The organism is Arthrobacter sp. TMN-49, from assembly GCF_054511095.1.
The window spans coordinates 71,874-89,307 of sequence record NZ_JBTNDH010000007.1 but is presented as its reverse complement, the minus strand read 5'-3'; the positions used below and the strand labels follow the sequence as shown (position 1 = coordinate 89,307).

The window sequence follows — 17,434 nt, the reverse complement described above, 5'->3', positions numbered from 1 at the left end:
TTCACCTTCCGCCCGCAGCCAAAACCATGTCCGCCATGCGTTCGGCGGCGTCACGAATGCCCCAGTGCGAAGCGGCCGCGGACATCTGCTCCAGCCGCGGCGCGTCGAGGCATAAGGGAATCAGTTCCCTTTCAATCCAAGGGGCATCAAGCAACTGATCGGCCACCAGCAGTGCCGCCCCGGCGCCGACTAGTTCGGCGGCGTTGCGAGCCTGCTCACCGTTGCCGATGGGCAGTGGCACAAACACAGCTGGAAGCCCGACGGCGGCCACCTCCGACACTGTCCCGGCACCTGAGCGGCACAACAGCACACTGGCGGCTGCATAGACATCCTCCATGGCGTGAACATACTCCACCTGGCGGTAATGCTCGGCGCGCAACAGTTCCCCGTCGTCGCCCCGCACCGATTTTCCCTTGCCCGTGATGTGCAGGGTTTGAATCCCAGTGGCAGCCAGTGCCGCAACGGCGCCAGCCACAGCATTGTTCAGTCGCAGCGCCCCGAGGGAGCCGCCGGTAACTATCAGGGTGGGCAACTGCTCGTCAAGACCCAGCCGTTCGCAGGCGGCGCGGCGCGCCTTGGCCCGATCAAGGGTTGCCACGCTGTGCCGCATGGGCATGCCCACCAGGTGGGCGTGCCGGATCTTGGTGGCGGCGAAGGCGGTGCCAACATAGGTGGTGTAGCGGGAACCGAGTTTGTTGGCAATCCCGGCCTTCGTGTTGGCTTCATGGATGACAATGGGCACGCCCAGTGACTTGGCGGCCAGGTACATGGGGGTGCAGACGTAGCCGCCCACCCCCACCAGCACATCGGCCTGGGCGTCTCCGAGGATCTTCTTGGCTGCGCGCACTGCGCCACGCATGCGCCACGGCAACTTCAACAGGTCAACGGATGGCTTGCGTGGCAACGGGATGCGATCGATCAGGGCTAGCTCGTATCCTGCGGCCGGAACCAGACTGGTTTCCAGGCCTTCGTGGGTGCCCACGGCCAGAATAGTCGAGTGGGGCCGCCTGTCACGGATGGCTGCGGCGATGGCAAGGAGCGGGCTGACATGCCCCGCGGACCCTCCCCCGGCAAGGACCACAGACAGTGGGGAATTGTGGTTCTGCGTCATGACGTCTTCAGGGTGCTTTCTGGATCAGTTCGGGAAAAGGAAAGGACTACGCCCACGGCCGCCAACACCATGATCAGTGCTGTTCCGCCGTAGGAAATCAGGGGCAAGGGAACGCCAATCACCGGCAGCAGGCCAACGACCACGGCAATGTTCACCACTGCCTGGCCGATGATCCAGGCCAAGATCATGCCGCACACAATCCTTGAGAAAGGATCGTTGCGGACGTTGATGACGCGGAAAATGGCGAACGCCAAAACCCCGTACAGGCCAACGATCACGATGGTGCCCAGTAAGCCAAATTCTTCGCCAATGATCGCGAAGATGAAGTCGTTGTGGGCCTCGGGGATCCAGTTCCACTTTTGCCGGCTCTGGCCCAACCCCACACCAAACCAGCCGCCGGAGGCCAAGGCATACATGCCGTTCATGTATTGGTCACAGGAGCCGGGCTCGCTACAATCTCCGAGCCAGCTTGCGAACCGGCTGGTGCGGTTGCTGCTGAGCACGGACAACAGCGCTGAGGCAACGACAGCCAGCACAATGGCCAGCACTAGGACTCGCTTCCGTACACCCGCAAAGCTCAATCCCGCCAACACCATCATGCCCACAATGATGGCCGTGCCCATGTCCTTGCCGCCCAAAATCAAGCCCAGCACGACGGCGGCACCAAGACCCACGGGCAAGATGACGTGTGGCAGTTTGCGCACCAGACGTCCCTTGGTGGCCAGCACGGCGCCCATCCAGATGGCCAAGGCAAGTTTGGCGGCCTCGGAGGGCTGGAACTGCACAGGACCGATCTCAAGCCAGTTCTTGTTGCCGGCAATATCAACACCCATGGGAGTAAAAATCAAGGCCAACAACAAAACGGCCAAGCCCATCAACAACCACGAGAGCCGTCGAAACCAGGCCGGCGGAATGCAGGACAACACAAACATCAGCAACAGGCCAGCGAGGGCGAATTGGGACTCCTTGATGAAAAGACCATAAGGGTCCTCGCCTTGGGAAATTGTTTCCGCCGTTGAGGCCGACAACACTGTCATTCGGCCAATAAAGGTCAAGGCAACAGTGGTGCCAATAATCCAGTAGTAGGAGGCTGTGGGGCGTCCCACGCGAGCGTTGAACCAGTCCCGGAACCGTTTGAACGGCCGAGTCTTGGCGGGAGGTCCGCCGGCATCGCCGTCCTGCATGGAAGCGTCGGCCGGGGGCTCCACAACAGCTTCACCCTTGGCAGGGCGAACGGCGGAGGTGCCTGGCTGTGTGGGCGTCTTGGCCACTATGACTCCTTTTTGGCGCTTGCCCGTGATTCCAACAGTTCCCTGACCGCGTCAATGAACGCCTGGCCACGGTGGGCGTATGAGGTGAATTGGTCCATCGAGGCCGACGCCGGGGCCATCAGCACGGTGTCCCCCGGGGCGGACAAGGCCGCTGCTGCCGCCACCGCCTGTCCCATTACAGCATCACCGTCGGCAGCTTTTCCTACAGTTTCAGTGTGCGCCCCTGCAGCGAGGATCACGCGGACCTTGGGGGCGTGGCGTGCCAATGAGTTCGCCAGGGCTGAACTGTCTTCGCCTATGAGGACAACAGCCTTGAGCCGGGCCGCGTGCTCGCGCACCAGATCGTTGTAGTCAACACCCTTGGACAGTCCACCGGCAATCCAGATCACCGGGTTGAACGCTGCCAGTGAGGCGGCTGCGGCGTGCGGGTTGGTGGCCTTGGAGTCGTTGACCCACAGCACACCCTGCGCGGATGCCACGGCCTGGATCCGATGCTCACCGTTGTGGTACGCCTGCAAACCCTTGCGCACATCCGCCGGGGTCAGGCCATAGGCCAGCACCAGTGCAGCCGCTGCGGCCGCATTGGCCACCAGGTGGCGAGGCACCAGGTCAGCAATGTCGCTGATCTTGGCCAGTTCGGTGGCTGAATCCTTGCGTTCGGCCAGGTATGCCCTATCCACCAGCAGGCCCTCAACCACACCCACCATGCTGATGGCCGGGATGCCTGTGGTGAAGCCGACGGCGCGGCACCCCTCTTGCACGTCAGCGTCCTCCACCATGCGTTCGGTTTCACGCTGTTCGGCGTTGTACACACACGCAACCTTGGTGTTGGCATAGATTTTGGCTTTGTCGGCCGCGTAGGCGGCGAAACTTCCGTGCCAGTCAACGTGGTCTTCGGCAAGGTTCAAGCACACGCTGGCCACGGGAGCCACAGATTCGGTCCAGTGCAACTGGAAACTGGATAGCTCCACGGCCAAGGCGTCGTACCCTTGCGGGTCACGCACGGCGTCCAGGATGGGGGTGCCAATATTGCCTGCCGCGATGGCGCGCACGCCTGCGCCTTGCAACATGGACTCCACCATGGTGGTTGTGGTGGTTTTGCCGTTGGTGCCGGTGATGGTGATCCACTCGGCGGTTTTCCGCCCAGCCCGGGTACGTACCCGCCACGCCAACTCAACATCGCCCCAGATGGGGATGTTGGCTTCCGCGGCAGCAACCAGCAAGGGGTGGCTGGGCTGGTAGCCGGGGCTTGTCACCACCAGCTGTGCCGGCTCACCCTCGACCAGGGGCAGCACCGTTGAGGTCGCCGCACCAAGGATCACGTCCTTCACGCCAACGATCTTCAGTGTGTCAGCAAGAGACCGGGATTCGGCGTCGTCCGAGGCGGCCACAACCACCACACGGGCACCCAACTCGGCCAGCGTGTCAGCCACGGAGAACCCGGTTTTGCTGATTCCTGTGACAACAACCGCCAGGCCTGCCCAATCAGCGTCCCAGCTGGTCAGCGAGTCAAGGCGGTGCGCTGCTGTGCTCGTTGGCACTGTTTCACTCACAGTCGAACAATCCATTCGGCGTAGAAAGCGCCAAGGCCCACGGCAACCATGAGTCCGGCCAGGATCCAGAACCGCACCACCACCGTGACTTCCTTCCAGCCCTTGAGCTCGAAGTGGTGCTGCAGGGGTGCCATCAAGAAGACGCGCTTACCCTTGGAAAGTTTGAAGAAGCCCACCTGGATGATGACAGAGAATGTGATCAAAACGAACAGACCGCCGATGATGGCCAGCAGCATTTCGGTGCGCGAAAGGATCGCGAAGCCCGCCATGGCACCGCCAATGGCCAGTGAGCCGGTGTCCCCCATGAAGATCTTCGCCGGGGAGGTGTTCCACCAGAGGAACCCGATGAGGGCCGCAAACATAATGGCCGCCAGCAGGGAGAGATCCAACGGGTCGCGGACTTCATAGCAGACAGTTTCTGCCAGAACTTTACCGCCGCCGCAGGCCTGGCTGCTCTGCCACAAACCAATGAGCGTGTAGGCGCCGAACACCAGGATCGAAGCGCCCGTGGCCAGCCCGTCAAGGCCGTCGGTGAGGTTCACACCGTTGGTGGCTGCGGCAATGATCAGATTTGACCACACCACAAAGAAGAGAACGCCCAGACCGGCACCGGCAAAGGCCAGGTTCAGTGAGGGGATGTCCCGGGCGAAGGAGATGAAGGTGCTGGCCGGTGTGCGCCCGGAACTGTCGGGGAAACCCAACGCCATGACGGCGAAGGCGATACCCACCAGCGCCTGGCCGGCAAGTTTGCTTTTGGCGTTCAGGCCGGTGTTGTGTTGCTTGGTGATTTTCAGGAAGTCATCCAGGAAACCCACCAGCCCCATACCCACCATGAGGAAGATCATGAGCAGCCCCGAGGCTGTGGGGCCGCCGGAGTTCGGGTTCAGGAGCCACACAATCAAGTGCGTGATGAAATAGGACGCCACCACTGAGCCCACCACCACGGTGCCACCCATGGTGGGTGTGCCGCGCTTGATCTGGTGGGAGGTGGGACCGTCCTCGCGGATGATCTGTCCATAGCCTTGCCTAACCAGAAAACGGATAAACACGGGGGTGCCAATCATGGCAAAGGCCAAGGCCAAGCCAGCACCAATGAGCAATGCAATCATGGCCGGTCAGTCCTTTCACCTGTTGTTACGTCACTAATACTGCCGGGGCCGTTCCCCGTGGGCAATGCTATCCGATCACCTAGGAACCTCAGTCCGGAACCATTCGATGATTTGACCAAAACTACGTCCCCTGGCTCAAGTTCGGCCGCCAGCACGTCGTACGCGGCGTCCGCATCGGCAAGGAACATCGATTCGTTGCCCCAGGAGCCCTCCATGACGGCACCCACGTGCATGGCCCGGGCACCTGCTCCCACCACCAGCAGCCGGGAAATGTTGAGTCTCACGGCCACCCGGCCCACGGCATCATGCTCCAACACCGAGTCATCACCAAGTTCAAGCATCTCCCCCAGCACCGCCCAGGTTCGCCGGGCGCCGCTGCCGCCAAGTTCGGCCAGTGTCCGCAGGGCTGCCCGCATGGATTCCGGGTTGGCATTGTAGGCGTCGTTGATGACGCTCACACCGTCGCTGCGGTCGGTGCGTTCCATCCGGTAGCGGCTGGCAGCTTTTTGGGAATTCAGTGAGGAAACAATGTCCGCGGGCGCCATGCCCAGGGCATGGGCAGCCCCGGCGGCAGCCAAAAGGTTGGTGACATGGTGCAGACCCAACAATTTGCTGCGCACCTGCCACGGTGCGGTGCTGCCGGGGAAGAACATGTCAAACTCGGGCTGGCCGTCGGCATTGGTTTGCACATTGCGGGCCTGCAAGAAGTCCGCCCCGCCGGCTGTGCCATTGGAGTGCTGCGACGCATCTGCGCTGCTAAAGAATGTCACAGGTGCGTTGGCGCGCTGGGCCATGGCCCGGACCCGCTGGTCGTCAAAGTTCAACAGGGCCCGGCCGGTGGCAGCCAGGGCCTCCACCAGCTCGCCCTTGGCAACAGCAATGTTCTCAATGGAGCCAAATTCGCCGGCGTGGGCACTGCCCACGCACAGCACAACACCCAGATCGGGGTGCACCATGTTCGCCAGGTAGGAGATTTGCCCCTTTTTGGTGGCGCCCATTTCAATGATCAAGTAGCGGGTGCTTTCCACCGCACGGAAAACCGTCAGCGGCACACCCACTTCGCCGTTGTAGGAACCCACAGGTGCCACGGTTTCACCCAGTGGGGACAAAATGCCTGCCAAAAGATCCTTCGTGGTGGTTTTGCCGGCCGAACCGGTAATGCCAATGACGCTCACGGGTGAGTGGGCCCGGATGCGCTTGAGCACCTCCGCGGCTAGGGCGCCCATGGCGAGCACGGCGTCGGTGACGATGACAGCGGCAAAGGGAGTTCCGGCGTCGTCCGCGGCAACCTCACGTTCAGCCAGCGCCAGCTGCGCCCCGGCAGCAAAAGCTGCACCAATGAAGTCATGGCCGTCGGAGTTTTCCCCCGCCTTGGCCACATACATGCTGCCCGGAACGGTGTCCCGGGAGTCGGTGACAATCTTCGCCACGTCTATCAAGGCGTGGGGGTCGAGGGTGGCCGAAAGCCTGCCATTAGTGAGCGCGGCAATCTGGGCTGCAGAAATTTCAATCATCAGTTGAGGACTCTATCGTGGTTGACACGGTGATCGGGAATCCGTGGGCTGTCAAGGCGGCCCGCAGCTCGACCCTGTCGTCGAGGGAAATATTGACTCCTTTGACTTCTTGGTACACTTCATGGCCGCGCCCGGCCACCAAAATGACATCGTCGGCTGTGGCCAGCTCCACGGCGCGGGCAATGGCGTTGGCACGGTGGTCGAATTCCTCAATGACCCGGCCCAGGGCGCCGCGCTCATTGGCTTCCTTGGCACCGGCCAGGACGTCGGCACGAATGGCTGCCGGGTCCTCATCATGGGGATCGTCATCGGTGATAATCACCACGTCGGCGCATTGGGCCACCACGGCACCCATGATGGGCCGCTTGGTGGCGTCCCGCTCCCCCGTCGCGCCGAACACGGCTATCACGCGGGCACCCGGTGTTGCCGGCCGGACAGCCTTCAGGGCCCGTTCCAGGGCGTCGGGATTGTGGGCGAAGTCCACCACAGCCACCGGTGCCGTACCAATGAGCTGCATGCGCCCGGGCACCTCAACGGAGAATGGATCGCGCGTGTCCAGTGCCTCTTGCACGCGTGCCAGGACCGCTTGACGGTCGCTGCCGGAGCCGGGCGCGGCAGCCTCCGCCAACAGTTGTGTGGTCACCATGAGCAACGCCAACGCGGCGTTGGAGACGTTGAAATCACCTGGCAGGGCGGTACTGGCCGCCAACTTCTCGCCGGCGGGGCCGCACAGGCTAAAGCGTGAACCAATGCCGGCCCGGCGCACGTCGCGCACCTGCCAGTGGTTGTGGCCGGGCACCTCGGGGGCACCTGCCTCTGTGGTGGACAAGGTGACCGTGGGCACGGTGCTGGTGGCGGCCATACGTTGACCCCAGGTGTCATCTACTGTGACGACGGCGGTGCCGGCGTGGTCGGGGGTGAACAGGGCGGCCTTGGTGGTGAAGTAGCCGTCCATGCCCCCGTGCAGGTCCAGGTGGTCCTGGGTCAGGTTGGTAAATCCTGCCACGTTGAAACGCACCGAATCCACCCGCCCAAACGCCAGTGCGTGTGAGGAGACCTCCATCGATGCGGCGGCTATGCCGCGCTCGGCCATGACTGCCAGCAGGGCGTGAATGTCTGTGGATTCCGGTGTGGTCAGCTTGCTGGGGATGGCAACGTCACCGGCCAGTATCTCAATGGTGCCGATGAGCCCCGTCGTGTTACCCAAGGCTTGCAACAAGGAATTCAAGAAATAAGTTGTGGTGGTTTTGCCGTTGGTGCCGGTAACAGCAAACAAGGGCAGCGTGTTGCTGATGGTCGCCGTGCCGTAGACGGTCGCCGCCACCACGCCGGTGACGGCTCGGGCATCGGCCACCGTGAGCACCGGGACACCTGCCCGGCCACCCAAAAGGTGCGTGCCGGCGTCGTCGGTCAAAATCGCCCGGGCACCGCTGGCCACAGCTGATGCGGCAAATTGTGCACCATGGGTCTTGGCGCCAGGCAGTGCCACGTAGAGGTCGCCGGGACAAACAGCCCGCGAGTCGAGGCTGACGCCGCTGACCCGTTGAGACGACCAGGCGTCCGCCGGATCACTCACGGCGGCATCAAGCAAGGCCGCAAGTTCTCCCAACGCGGCCCCCCGCGGGTGGTTCGGACGCAGCGGCGCTAGCGGATTCTTCACAGGCACTTCCACGCCCTCCTCTTTCTTCACAATACTTTTTTCCCCAGGTTTCGTGGCTACTTGTAGAACTTGGGCAGTTTGACGGGCGGTGTGGTGGACGGCGGAACATCATTGCTGCGCAACACCTGGCCCATCACCTGATTAAACGTTAACCCCTGGGTGACGCCATAGATGCTGCCCTGCGGGCGTTGGACGGTAATACCCACCACATATCGGGGATCCTCCATGGGGGCCATGCCGATGAAGGAGGACGTGTAACCGTCAAAGCCCACACCGTTGTCGGCGGGAGCCTCGGCAGTGCCGGTCTTGCCGCCGGTGCGGTAGCCGGGAATGCCCACCACCTTGTAGTCGGTCATGGTCACCACGCCTTCGAGCATGTCCTTGGCATCCTGTGCGGTCTCGGGCGAGATCACTTTGACACCGGGGGCCTGGGGCACGGTCTCCACCGTCCCGTCGGCAGCTGTGAAGGATTCTATCAACGTGGGTTTGAGCCTGACGCCGTCGTTGGCGACCGTTTGGAACACCATGGTGGTCTGCAGGGGTGTTTGTGCCACGCCCTGACCAAAGAGCACGGTGTACGCTTGGCGGCCGTCCCATTTCTTCCAGTCAGCCAGGATGCCCGGGCTTTCACCTGGCAGCTCGATGCCCGTCTTTTCGCCCACGCCGAACTTGCGCAGGTAGTCGTAGCGTTGCTGCAGAGAGAGTTTGGAACCGGCCATGACGGTTCCGGTGTTCATCGAATCGGCAATGATGCCTGCCAGGGTGCGCTGTTCCGTGCCGTGGTCAAAGGCGTCGGTAAAGTTCTGCCCACCAATATTCAACGATGCAGGCACCAGGAACTCGCTCATGGGCGTGGCCAGGCCCTCTTCCACTACCGCCGCGGCGGTGATGATCTTATCGGTTGACCCGGGCTCAACCACCGAGCTGACGGTGCGTGAGCCAATGTTCTTGGCGTCTGAGACGCCCGCGTTGTTCGGGTCATAGGAGTCACTGTCAGCCAAGGCGACGACCTTGCCTGTGCTGACTTCGATGACTGAAATGCTGGCCCACTGGGCGCCGTACTGTTGCTTTTGCTGCTGCGCGGCTTGTTGAGCGTAGTACTGCAGGTCCTGATCGATGGTCAGCTTGACTGTTTGCCCGTCGACGGCGGGGACGGTGCGCACAGGCGCCGTGGGAATAATGATGCCATTCTTGCCGGCCTGGTAGGTGCGGGTGCCGTCGGTGCCTGTGAGCTTGCCGTTCATGGTCTGCTCAACACCAGCCAACGGTTTACCGTCAGCGTCAACAAAACCAACGATGGGTCCGCCCACAACCCCCATGGGGTAGACACGTTTAGTGACGGCTTCGGAGTAGATGCCCGGCACACCCAATTCCGCCACGTCCTTCTCCACCAACGGGCTGACGTCCATGGCCAGATAGTTGTGGTTCTTGGTCCCGGTAGCGTTCTTCTTCACGTCGGCCACGGGCAGTCCCAGAACCTCGGCAACCTTCGCCAGACCCTGATCCTTGGTGAATTCCTCTAGCTTTTTTGTCTTCGCATTCCTGTGGACATAGTCTTCGTAGTCGGCCACGTTGACTTGGGAAACGGTGATGTTGTAGCGAATGATGCTCTCGGCAAGAACCTTGCCCTTGGCATCAATAATCTTGCCCCGGACAGCGGGGAGCGTCTGGACCACTGTGCGTTGATTCTCGGCAGCTTGGGCCATATTGCCCGTGTCAAGACCTTGCACCATGACCAGTCGCCCGGCAATGACCAGCAAAACCACCATCATGATGATGAAGCCAAGGCGCATCCGGCCGCGTCCAACTCGATTCAGTTGGAGGGCTTGTGCGCTGGGCGCACTTTGGTTGGAGTTTTGTGCCACAGCTACTCTTCCTTGCACTCAAGCGTTGGGGCAGTCAAAAGCTGCCAGACCCTTACGTTTTGGCTAACTGTCCTTTTGGGCGGGGGCCGGGATGGTGCCGCCGGTGAGGTCAGGTGTCACTGGTGCGCCAGGTTGCGGGGTTGCCTTGGGGGTAGGTTTCGGGTTCTTTTCCGCTGACTCTGCGGCGGCAGGACTCAACACAGGCGCCGGCGCCACAGCGATGGGCGTGTCAATCAACGCCGGCGGAATGCTGGCGAGTCCCTTGGTATCTGCCGCGGCAGGCAGCGGGGAACCGCTGACAGTTTTGCTGCGCACATCGATCTGACCGGTGGTCCCTGCCGGCACCATGCCAAGGGATGCTGCCTCGGAGACAAGATTTTGCGGCGCTTGGCGGGCAGCAATCTCCTGCTCAAGCGTCTGGTTGGCCTTGTGCAGATCGGATTGCTGGTTTTTCAAGCCCACCAGCTCATACTGGCCCTTGCTCACGGAAATGCTCGTACCAAGGACCACGGCTGTTGCGGCAAGAATGACCAGAAAGAAGATGACCACCACGGAGGAGCGGCTGCGCCGTGGCGCGGCAACAACCAAGGAGAGCGGTGTACGCGCTTTCTTAATTTTAGGCTCGGGAAGGAGCATCTCAGTGTCATCGTGCTGCGGTTTCAGTGCAAGGGCTGTATTACCCTCGGTCACGGTGATGGTCCGCAATGCTCTCCGGCTCATGTCACGCTCCTGACTCTGATCTTTTCCACGGCCCGCAACCGCGCCGATGCGGCTCTGGGATTCTCTGCGATTTCTTCGGCTGTGGGGATTTCTGTCCCCTTGGTCAGGCGCTTCAGTGTTGCCTTGTGTTCCTCGAGCTCCACCGGGAACCCTGCCGGAGCCGAGGACGTTGAGCCTGCAGCAAAAACAGACTTCACGATCTTGTCTTCCAAGGAGTGGTACGACATCACCACCGCCCGGCCGTGGAGGGCCAGCGCGTCAACGGCCGCCGGGATGGCTGTTTCAAGCACGCTGAGTTCCTCGTTGACCTCAATGCGCAGGGCCTGGAACGTCCGTTTGGCGGGGTGACCGCCGGTTTTGGCGGCACCGGAGGGGACAACGTTTCGGATGATGTCCACCAACTCCCCTGTTCGGGTCAACGGTGCAACGTTTCGCGCCGCCACAATATGGTTGGCGATGCGGCCAGCAAACTTTTCCTCGCCCCATTTGCGGATAATGCGGACCAGGTCCTCCTCGGAGTACTGGTTGACGACGTCGGCGGCTGTTGGGCCCCGGCTGGTGTCCATGCGCATGTCAAGGGGTGCATCGAAGGAATAGGCAAAGCCGCGCTCCCGCTCATCCAGCTGCAGGGAAGAGACCCCCAGGTCCATGAGGATGCCGTCAATGCTGGGTATACCCAAATCATCTAGCACGGAAGCGATCTCGTCATAGACGGCGTGCACCAGATCTGTGCGGTCCTGGAAGGGGGCCAACCGCTCCCCCGCCAAACTCAGCGCCTCGGTGTCCCTGTCAATGCCTATCAGGTGCAGATCAGGATATCGCTGCAGCATGGCTTCGCTGTGACCACCCATACCCAATGTTGCGTCAATGACTATGGGGGTGCGCCCGGCTGCCCGGGCAACCTCGAAGGCCGGAGCCAAGAGATTGATACAGCGATCTTTCAAAACGGGAGTGTGGCGTTCGGACGTTGGTGGCGTGGGGTTTTCCGACGTCATCACGACTCCGTTTCTCTTCGGTCAAAACCGGAAGGGGAAGCCAGTTCCCCCAGTGGCAATGCAAATATGACAAATAAACTGTTCTGGTACTGCTGATCGTGCCGGCTGGAATCTGTCAACACCCTCGTTTCATCACGTGGTGCGTTCTTAAACCAGATCCCCCTCCGCGCCATGCCTCGCCCTGCCTGACACCGGGGAAGGTGAGTCAGGTCGAACTGTGCTGGGCGGCTGGAGATCTCATTCAAGACCACCACCTACGCTGCGGAAACAAACGTCCTTTGAATCACAGCAACACTTACTACCGATGAAACTTTGTGCTCTAGCTAATTCCGGGGATTGCCACTTCGTCAGTGGCCGAGAACGCACTCTCCTTGGCTGCCAAATACTCGCGCCAAGCTGTGGCATCCCAGATCTCAGCCCGGCTACCGGCACCAATGACCACCAACTCCTTCTCCAGACCTGCGTAGGAGCGCAATGTCGCCGGAATGGTCACACGCCCCTGCTTGTCAGGCACCTCATCGGAGGCGCCGGAGAGAAAGATTCGAATGTAGTCACGGGCCGCCATGTTTGATAACGGAGCGTCCTGCATTTGCGCCAGAACTTTTTCAAATTCCCGCGCACTGAAGACGTAGATGCAGTTCTCCTGCCCTTTGGTCAGGACAAGTCCGCTGGACAGTTCCTCCCGGAACTTGGCGGGAAGGATGATCCTGCCTTTCTCGTCAAGGCGCGGTGAGTGTGTTCCAAGAAACAACCCATCACCACCTTCATTGTCGAGACTTGAGAGCCAAGCTGGCCCCATTCCCCTCCTACGAGCTCCACATTACTCCACAATCCTCCACCGTCAATTCCTTCCGACCCCGTGTTCCCCAGAAATATTCCTAAGAATTCGCGTCTTTACACGGAAGTGCTCCACGTCAACACAGTGGAGGGAAAAATCCAATAATGACGCCGGGAAGAGGAATTTTGCCGCGTTTTTACCTCCCCGGGGGCCAATGTGGGCGCCCTTTCATGCTGCAGGGGGGAAAGTGGAGGACGCTGCCGGCATCTGGTGGGGGCGAAAGTGCCGGGGCAAGGCCCGAAGTCCGCGGGCCGCACTACGTGTGGGGCGGCAGGTTGTCACCTGGTGCGTAAACACAAAAAAGGCCCACAGTGGGGCCCTCCTGTGACTAGCTAAATCCCTGTGGCTTGCCGTGGTGCCGGCTCAGTGCTCGCTCCGGCAGCACACGCCACCCTCGACGGAACCAAGAATGGGTGCCGTGACGAGCGCCAAGCAGCACTGCCAGCGCCCGGCCCATACCTGGCCTACTGGTCGCGGCGGCGTTCGTCCCACTTCTCTTCGAGCGTGTTCATGAAGCCGCTCTTTTGCTTGGCGCCGGTTTTACTGCCTGACCTGCCAGCGTTTTCCGGTTCTGCCCCAAACTTAGCTTTGGAGAGAGCCAAATAAACACCAGCACCCATGACCAGGAATCCTAGAATTCCCACGACAATGAGCTGGGTGGCTACACCGCCTAACAAGATCATCAAACCGACAATCACCACCAGCACACCCATGACAATATTCCGGGTGGACATTGCTCTGGTGGGTGCTGTGGACAAGACGCTGGCAAACTTGGGATCTTCAGCATGCAACTGTTGCTCAAGCTGGTCCAACAGTCTCTGCTCGTGCTCAGAGAGGGGCATGACGACCTCCTTCAGGTCAGGGCCGTGGGCGTCTGTACTCGTTAACGTCTTCCCAACGCCATCGGTTCCCCGGTGTTCAGGTCCAATATGTCCCTAATCTACCCAGATCATCCATGAGTTGTTAAGTCATCCAAGAGTTAACTCCTTGTACTAACAATAGGCTTGATTTTCTCGATCTGAAACCCGCAACACCGAAGGTGTTGACAACGGAGCGACGCCGATGCGTGGGCTGGGCTTGATGGCTCCGCTTTGCCACCGCGGAAGACCCGCGCACAGGCGTTTTCGCTACTGGAGATCCCGTGGTTTCAGCAGCCGGGCCGGCACAATTTTTGCGCTGCCAAAGCGTGCAGCGATGGCATCACCCACCACCTCAGTGCTGCGGCTATTGTCCTCACGGGGGTCAAGTGAGAATTGCAGTGGCGCGGAGTCCACGGACTCCAGCTGGTCCATGCGCACCCCTATCAGCCGCACGCTTTGCGGCCTAGCACCCAGCGCCTGGAGCAGCACCACAGCCCCGGCGTAAATCTGGGCGGCGCTGTCGGTACCGGCACCCAGGGTTTTCGATCGGGTGATGGTTGAAAAGTCCGTGTATTTGATTTTCAGGGCCAGCGTGCGGCCGCTGAGATGGGCAACACGCAGCCGAGCAGCCACACGGTGTGAGAGCCGCAGGAGTTCGCGGGTGAGGACGTCGTCGTCGAAGGTGTCCTGCGCGAACGTCTCCTCGGCCCCGATACTTTTTTCTGCGCGCACGCCCGAGACGGGGCGTGGATCAATCCCCCATGACAAGGCGTGTAGGGCGGGCCCCGCACTGCCCAACGCTTTTTGCAGTGCGGCCACGGGAGTCGCCGCAACGTCAGCCACCGTGAAGATGCCCAAACGGGCCAGGGTCTCGCGAGTTTTTGCCCCCACCCCCCACAGGGCCTCCACCGGCAAGGTGTGCAGGTAGGCCACAGTGCCTTCCTTTTCAATCAGCAACATGCCGTTGGGTTTGCACCGTGTTGTCGCCACCTTCGCCACAAACTTGCTGGCCGCAATTCCCACGGAAGCGGTAATCCCGATTTCGGCAGCAATACGTGAGCGGATCAGGGCCCCAATTTCCAGGGGCGTCCCCAATCGCCGCAACGAGCCGCGGATGTCCAAGAACGCCTCATCAACACTCAACTGTTCAACAGTGTCGGTGATGGAGTTGAACAGCTCCATCACCTGTGCGGAGACTTGATAGTAAAGCTCGTGCCGGGGTTCAATCACGACGGCGGTGGGGCAGATTCTCAGCGCCGTCACCATGGGCATGGCACTGCGAACCCCCACGGCCCGGGCCTCATAGGAGGCTGAGAGCACCACGGAACGGCCCTGCGGATGGCCAACAATGACCATTTTGCCGAGCAACTCCGGGCGCTCGCGCAACTCCACCGTGACAAAGAACGCGTCCATGTCAACATGCATGATGGTGCAGCCCGCTTGCTCGGGAAGCTTGTCCTGCTGCAGTTGCTGGTTCACCCCTCAAGTCTAGTGACGGGGCGGCCCCGCGCCCACCGCACAAGTGAAGTGCACAACAGGTGCTGGGGCCCGGTTGCGCATAGTGGGTAAACTGGGCATGGTGCCAACGCACCCGCACCGGCCGCTAAGGAAGAAATCATGACAAACTCCACATCTCGCCCCGGGCCCACCCTGTCACTCGCGCGCAGGCGCCTGTTCGGCGTTGCGGCAAGTTCCGCCGTGGTCCTCCTGGCGGCTTGCTCCGCTCCGACCGATTCACCAACACCTGCATCGTCGAAAACGGCCGGCTCAGGCAGCCCGGCCGCGACACCCTCAACCGCCACAGCATCTGCCTCGGCTGCTGCATCGGCGACGGCGTCAGCCACGGCAAAGACAGCCGTGAGGGAACTCGTTGAGGGCTTCCCCAAAACAGTGGTTCCGCTCATGAAGGGCGCACAGATTCAGTCGTCAAGTCTGCAGCTTTCAACACCCGTTTCCATTGCCGCTTTGACGGCCACCGTGACGGCCCCTGCCGCAGACGTTCTGAGCTACTACGCCAAGGTGTTTACCGACAAGGGCTTCAAAGCTCAGCCCGGTGACGCCGTCGACGGTGTTCCGCTGAAGACGTTCATCCGGGCGGAGGGCCAGGAAATCATTACCGTATCCGTGGTTCAGACGGCCGCCACGGCCACCTTCACAGTGGGCGCAACCTTGTTGCCAGCTTCGCTGAAATAGTTTCACGCACGTTAACGGCGCACCAACACGCCGGCGAGAAGCCTGCCTTCCCTCGCGCAGCACCTCTTTTGGCCCGGTCAGCAACTCCCACAGCAAGGAATCTTGAAAGCATGAACGCAACGCCCGAGCAGACTGGCGCCACCATTGCTGGTGAACACGAGGCTTACATTGCTGGCGTTGCTGAGCAACTGACCAGCTTCCTCAGCGAGAAGCACCACCTCCTGGCCGGAATTTCTCCGGCCACACTGGTCCTGATCGATTCCATCAAGACACTTGTCACTGGTGGCAAACGGATGCGGGCCTTGCTGTGCTATTGGGGCTGGCGCGGTGCCGGCGGCGCCGCCGATTCCCAGACGATCATTGCAGCCGGTGCGGCCCTGGAACTCTTCCAAGCGGCCGCCTTGATTCATGATGACATCATTGACCGTTCAGATACCCGCCGGGGCGGGCCCAGCGTGCATCAACAGTTCAGCACCCTGCACGCCGACAAGGGCTGGGCGCTGGACGCTGAACGGTTCGGCCACGCGGCAGCCATTCTGACCGGCGATCTGTGCTTGTCCTTAAGCGAGGAGATGTTTGCCCGCGTGGATCAAGGCACAAACTCCCACGCCCGTGCTGTCTTTAACATGATGCGCACGGAGGTCATGGCCGGGCAGTATCTGGATATTTTGGAAGAAGTGGCGGGTCCGTCGAAGCCGCACAACACAGCTGTTGCCAGGGCGTCGGCCATTATTCGCTACAAGAGCGCCAAGTACTCCTCCGAGCACCCCTTGGTGTTGGGCGGCGCACTGGCCGGCGCGGATGAGTCCTTGCTGGCCGGCTATAGCGCCTTTGCCCTGCCACTGGGCGAGGCCTTCCAATTGCGCGACGACGTTCTGGGTGTGTTTGGTGACCCGGCGCAAACAGGAAAGCCCGCCGGCGACGACTTACGCGAAGGCAAACGCACAGTCCTGGTGGGTTTGACCATTGATGCGGCAGCTGATGCCGACAAGGATTTTGTCGACAAGAACCTTGGCCGACAGGACCTGACCGAGGGGGACGTGGCTCGGCTGCGCGCCGTCATGATGGAGTCGGGGGCGCTGGCCAGCACCGAGGCCATGATTGCTGACTTAAGTGAAACAGCCTTTGCCGCCTTGGACACCTTGGCTATTGAGCCGTTCGTGGCCGCGGCACTATCGGCCTTGGGCAAGGGAGCTGTTTCGCGGACGTCCTAGTCCCCAGCTCCTCCCAACGTTTACCGCGCTGGGCGCGATAAAAGTTGGGTCCCTCGGAGCTGGGGGCCCACACTCAACTCGTCAAGGTCCAGCGGCTGGGGGCCCACACCATTGGAGCTTCCCGGAGCTGGGGCCAAACTGGTCTGAGCCGACCAGCCGTTGTTGTATTACCAGCCCAGGGCTGAGGCGCGACGGCGAATTTCAGTCTTGCGGCCGGCGTGCAGGGCGTCAATGGGACGGCCCGGCAGCGACTCATCGAAGGTGAAGAGCCACACAATGGCTTCGTCATCTTTAAAGCCAGCATCGTGGAGCACCGAGATGGTCCCGCGCAGGCTTTCCAAGATGTGGTCATCGGCAAAGAATTCGGCAGGAACGGCTCGAATGGAGCGTTCACCTACACGTGCCGCCAACAAGGAACCATCCTTGACCATGGCGTGGACTTTGGTGACCGAGATATCAAGTTTCTCGGCGACATCGGGCAGGGGCAACCATTCGCTGACTACTGTTTCAACTTTACTCACTATCAAAGGT

Annotated in this window: 15 protein-coding genes; 2 read left to right on the top strand and 13 right to left on the bottom strand. The window is 61.2% G+C overall.

Annotated elements, in window-relative coordinates; all coding sequences use genetic code 11:
* Position 1: 1 nt before the first annotated feature.
* The 12 genes from murG to dinB all read right to left on the bottom strand — a co-directional run bounded on the left by murG (position 2) and on the right by dinB (position 14,921).
* Positions 2 to 1,111 carry an undecaprenyldiphospho-muramoylpentapeptide beta-N-acetylglucosaminyltransferase gene (gene murG, locus ACX80E_RS05050; RefSeq protein WP_459300814.1) on the bottom strand — a complete coding sequence of 370 codons (1,110 nt, stop codon included), beginning with the start codon at positions 1,109 to 1,111 and terminating at the stop codon, positions 2 to 4.
* A complete protein-coding gene (ftsW, locus tag ACX80E_RS05045; protein ID WP_459300813.1) occupies positions 1,108 to 2,382 on the bottom strand; it encodes a putative lipid II flippase FtsW in 1,275 nt (424 codons plus the stop codon). Before ftsW ends, murG begins: the two co-directional genes overlap by 4 nt.
* Complete coding sequence (murD, locus tag ACX80E_RS05040; protein WP_459300812.1) at positions 2,382 to 3,950, bottom strand: UDP-N-acetylmuramoyl-L-alanine--D-glutamate ligase; 1,569 nt, start codon at positions 3,948 to 3,950, stop codon at positions 2,382 to 2,384. Before murD ends, ftsW begins: the two co-directional genes overlap by 1 nt.
* Positions 3,932 to 5,044, bottom strand: coding sequence for a phospho-N-acetylmuramoyl-pentapeptide-transferase (gene mraY / locus ACX80E_RS05035; protein WP_459300811.1), 1,113 nt, complete (start codon positions 5,042 to 5,044; stop codon positions 3,932 to 3,934). Before mraY ends, murD begins: the two co-directional genes overlap by 19 nt.
* Positions 5,041 to 6,558, bottom strand: coding sequence for a UDP-N-acetylmuramoyl-tripeptide--D-alanyl-D-alanine ligase (locus ACX80E_RS05030; protein ID WP_459300810.1), 1,518 nt, complete (start codon positions 6,556 to 6,558; stop codon positions 5,041 to 5,043). The genes mraY and ACX80E_RS05030 overlap by 4 nt, the downstream gene beginning before the upstream one ends.
* Positions 6,551 to 8,218, bottom strand: a complete 1,668-nt coding sequence (locus ACX80E_RS05025) for a UDP-N-acetylmuramoyl-L-alanyl-D-glutamate--2,6-diaminopimelate ligase (RefSeq protein WP_459300809.1) — start codon at positions 8,216 to 8,218, stop codon at positions 6,551 to 6,553. The genes ACX80E_RS05030 and ACX80E_RS05025 overlap by 8 nt, the downstream gene beginning before the upstream one ends.
* A gap of 56 nt (positions 8,219 to 8,274) precedes the next feature.
* Positions 8,275 to 10,083, bottom strand: coding sequence for a peptidoglycan D,D-transpeptidase FtsI family protein (locus tag ACX80E_RS05020; RefSeq protein ID WP_459300808.1), 1,809 nt, complete (start codon positions 10,081 to 10,083; stop codon positions 8,275 to 8,277).
* A 63-nt stretch (positions 10,084 to 10,146) separates the two neighbouring features.
* Positions 10,147 to 10,803: a hypothetical protein gene (locus ACX80E_RS05015; RefSeq protein WP_459300807.1), complete on the bottom strand. Its 657-nt coding sequence runs from the start codon at positions 10,801 to 10,803 to the stop codon at positions 10,147 to 10,149.
* Positions 10,800 to 11,798 (bottom strand): 16S rRNA (cytosine(1402)-N(4))-methyltransferase RsmH, encoded by a 999-nt coding sequence (rsmH, locus tag ACX80E_RS05010; protein ID WP_459300806.1) that lies wholly within the window; start codon positions 11,796 to 11,798, stop codon positions 10,800 to 10,802. The genes ACX80E_RS05015 and rsmH overlap by 4 nt, the downstream gene beginning before the upstream one ends.
* Before the next feature lie 319 nt (positions 11,799 to 12,117).
* The gene (mraZ, locus tag ACX80E_RS05005; RefSeq protein ID WP_459300805.1) at positions 12,118 to 12,549 is read right to left on the bottom strand and encodes a division/cell wall cluster transcriptional repressor MraZ; all 432 of its coding nucleotides are present in this window, start codon (positions 12,547 to 12,549) and stop codon (positions 12,118 to 12,120) included.
* A 551-nt stretch (positions 12,550 to 13,100) separates the two neighbouring features.
* Positions 13,101 to 13,478, bottom strand: a complete 378-nt coding sequence (locus ACX80E_RS05000; RefSeq protein ID WP_459300804.1) for a DUF3040 domain-containing protein — start codon at positions 13,476 to 13,478, stop codon at positions 13,101 to 13,103.
* 285 nt (positions 13,479 to 13,763) lie between these two features.
* Positions 13,764 to 14,921: a DNA polymerase IV gene (gene dinB, locus ACX80E_RS04995; protein WP_459300836.1), complete on the bottom strand. Its 1,158-nt coding sequence runs from the start codon at positions 14,919 to 14,921 to the stop codon at positions 13,764 to 13,766.
* A 192-nt stretch (positions 14,922 to 15,113) separates the two neighbouring features.
* On the opposite strand from dinB, the gene ACX80E_RS04990 reads away from it, so the two are divergent.
* Positions 15,114 to 15,689, top strand: coding sequence for a hypothetical protein (locus ACX80E_RS04990; RefSeq protein WP_459300803.1), 576 nt, complete (start codon positions 15,114 to 15,116; stop codon positions 15,687 to 15,689).
* Between the two features lie 110 nt (positions 15,690 to 15,799).
* Positions 15,800 to 16,903, top strand: a complete 1,104-nt coding sequence (locus ACX80E_RS04985; protein WP_459300802.1) for a polyprenyl synthetase family protein — start codon at positions 15,800 to 15,802, stop codon at positions 16,901 to 16,903.
* Between the two features lie 167 nt (positions 16,904 to 17,070).
* On the opposite strand, the gene ACX80E_RS04980 is transcribed toward ACX80E_RS04985, so the two are convergent.
* Entirely contained in the window at positions 17,071 to 17,424 is a 354-nt protein-coding gene (locus ACX80E_RS04980) for an Rv2175c family DNA-binding protein (protein ID WP_459300801.1), read from the bottom strand.
* Between the last annotated feature and the right edge of the window lie 10 nt (positions 17,425 to 17,434).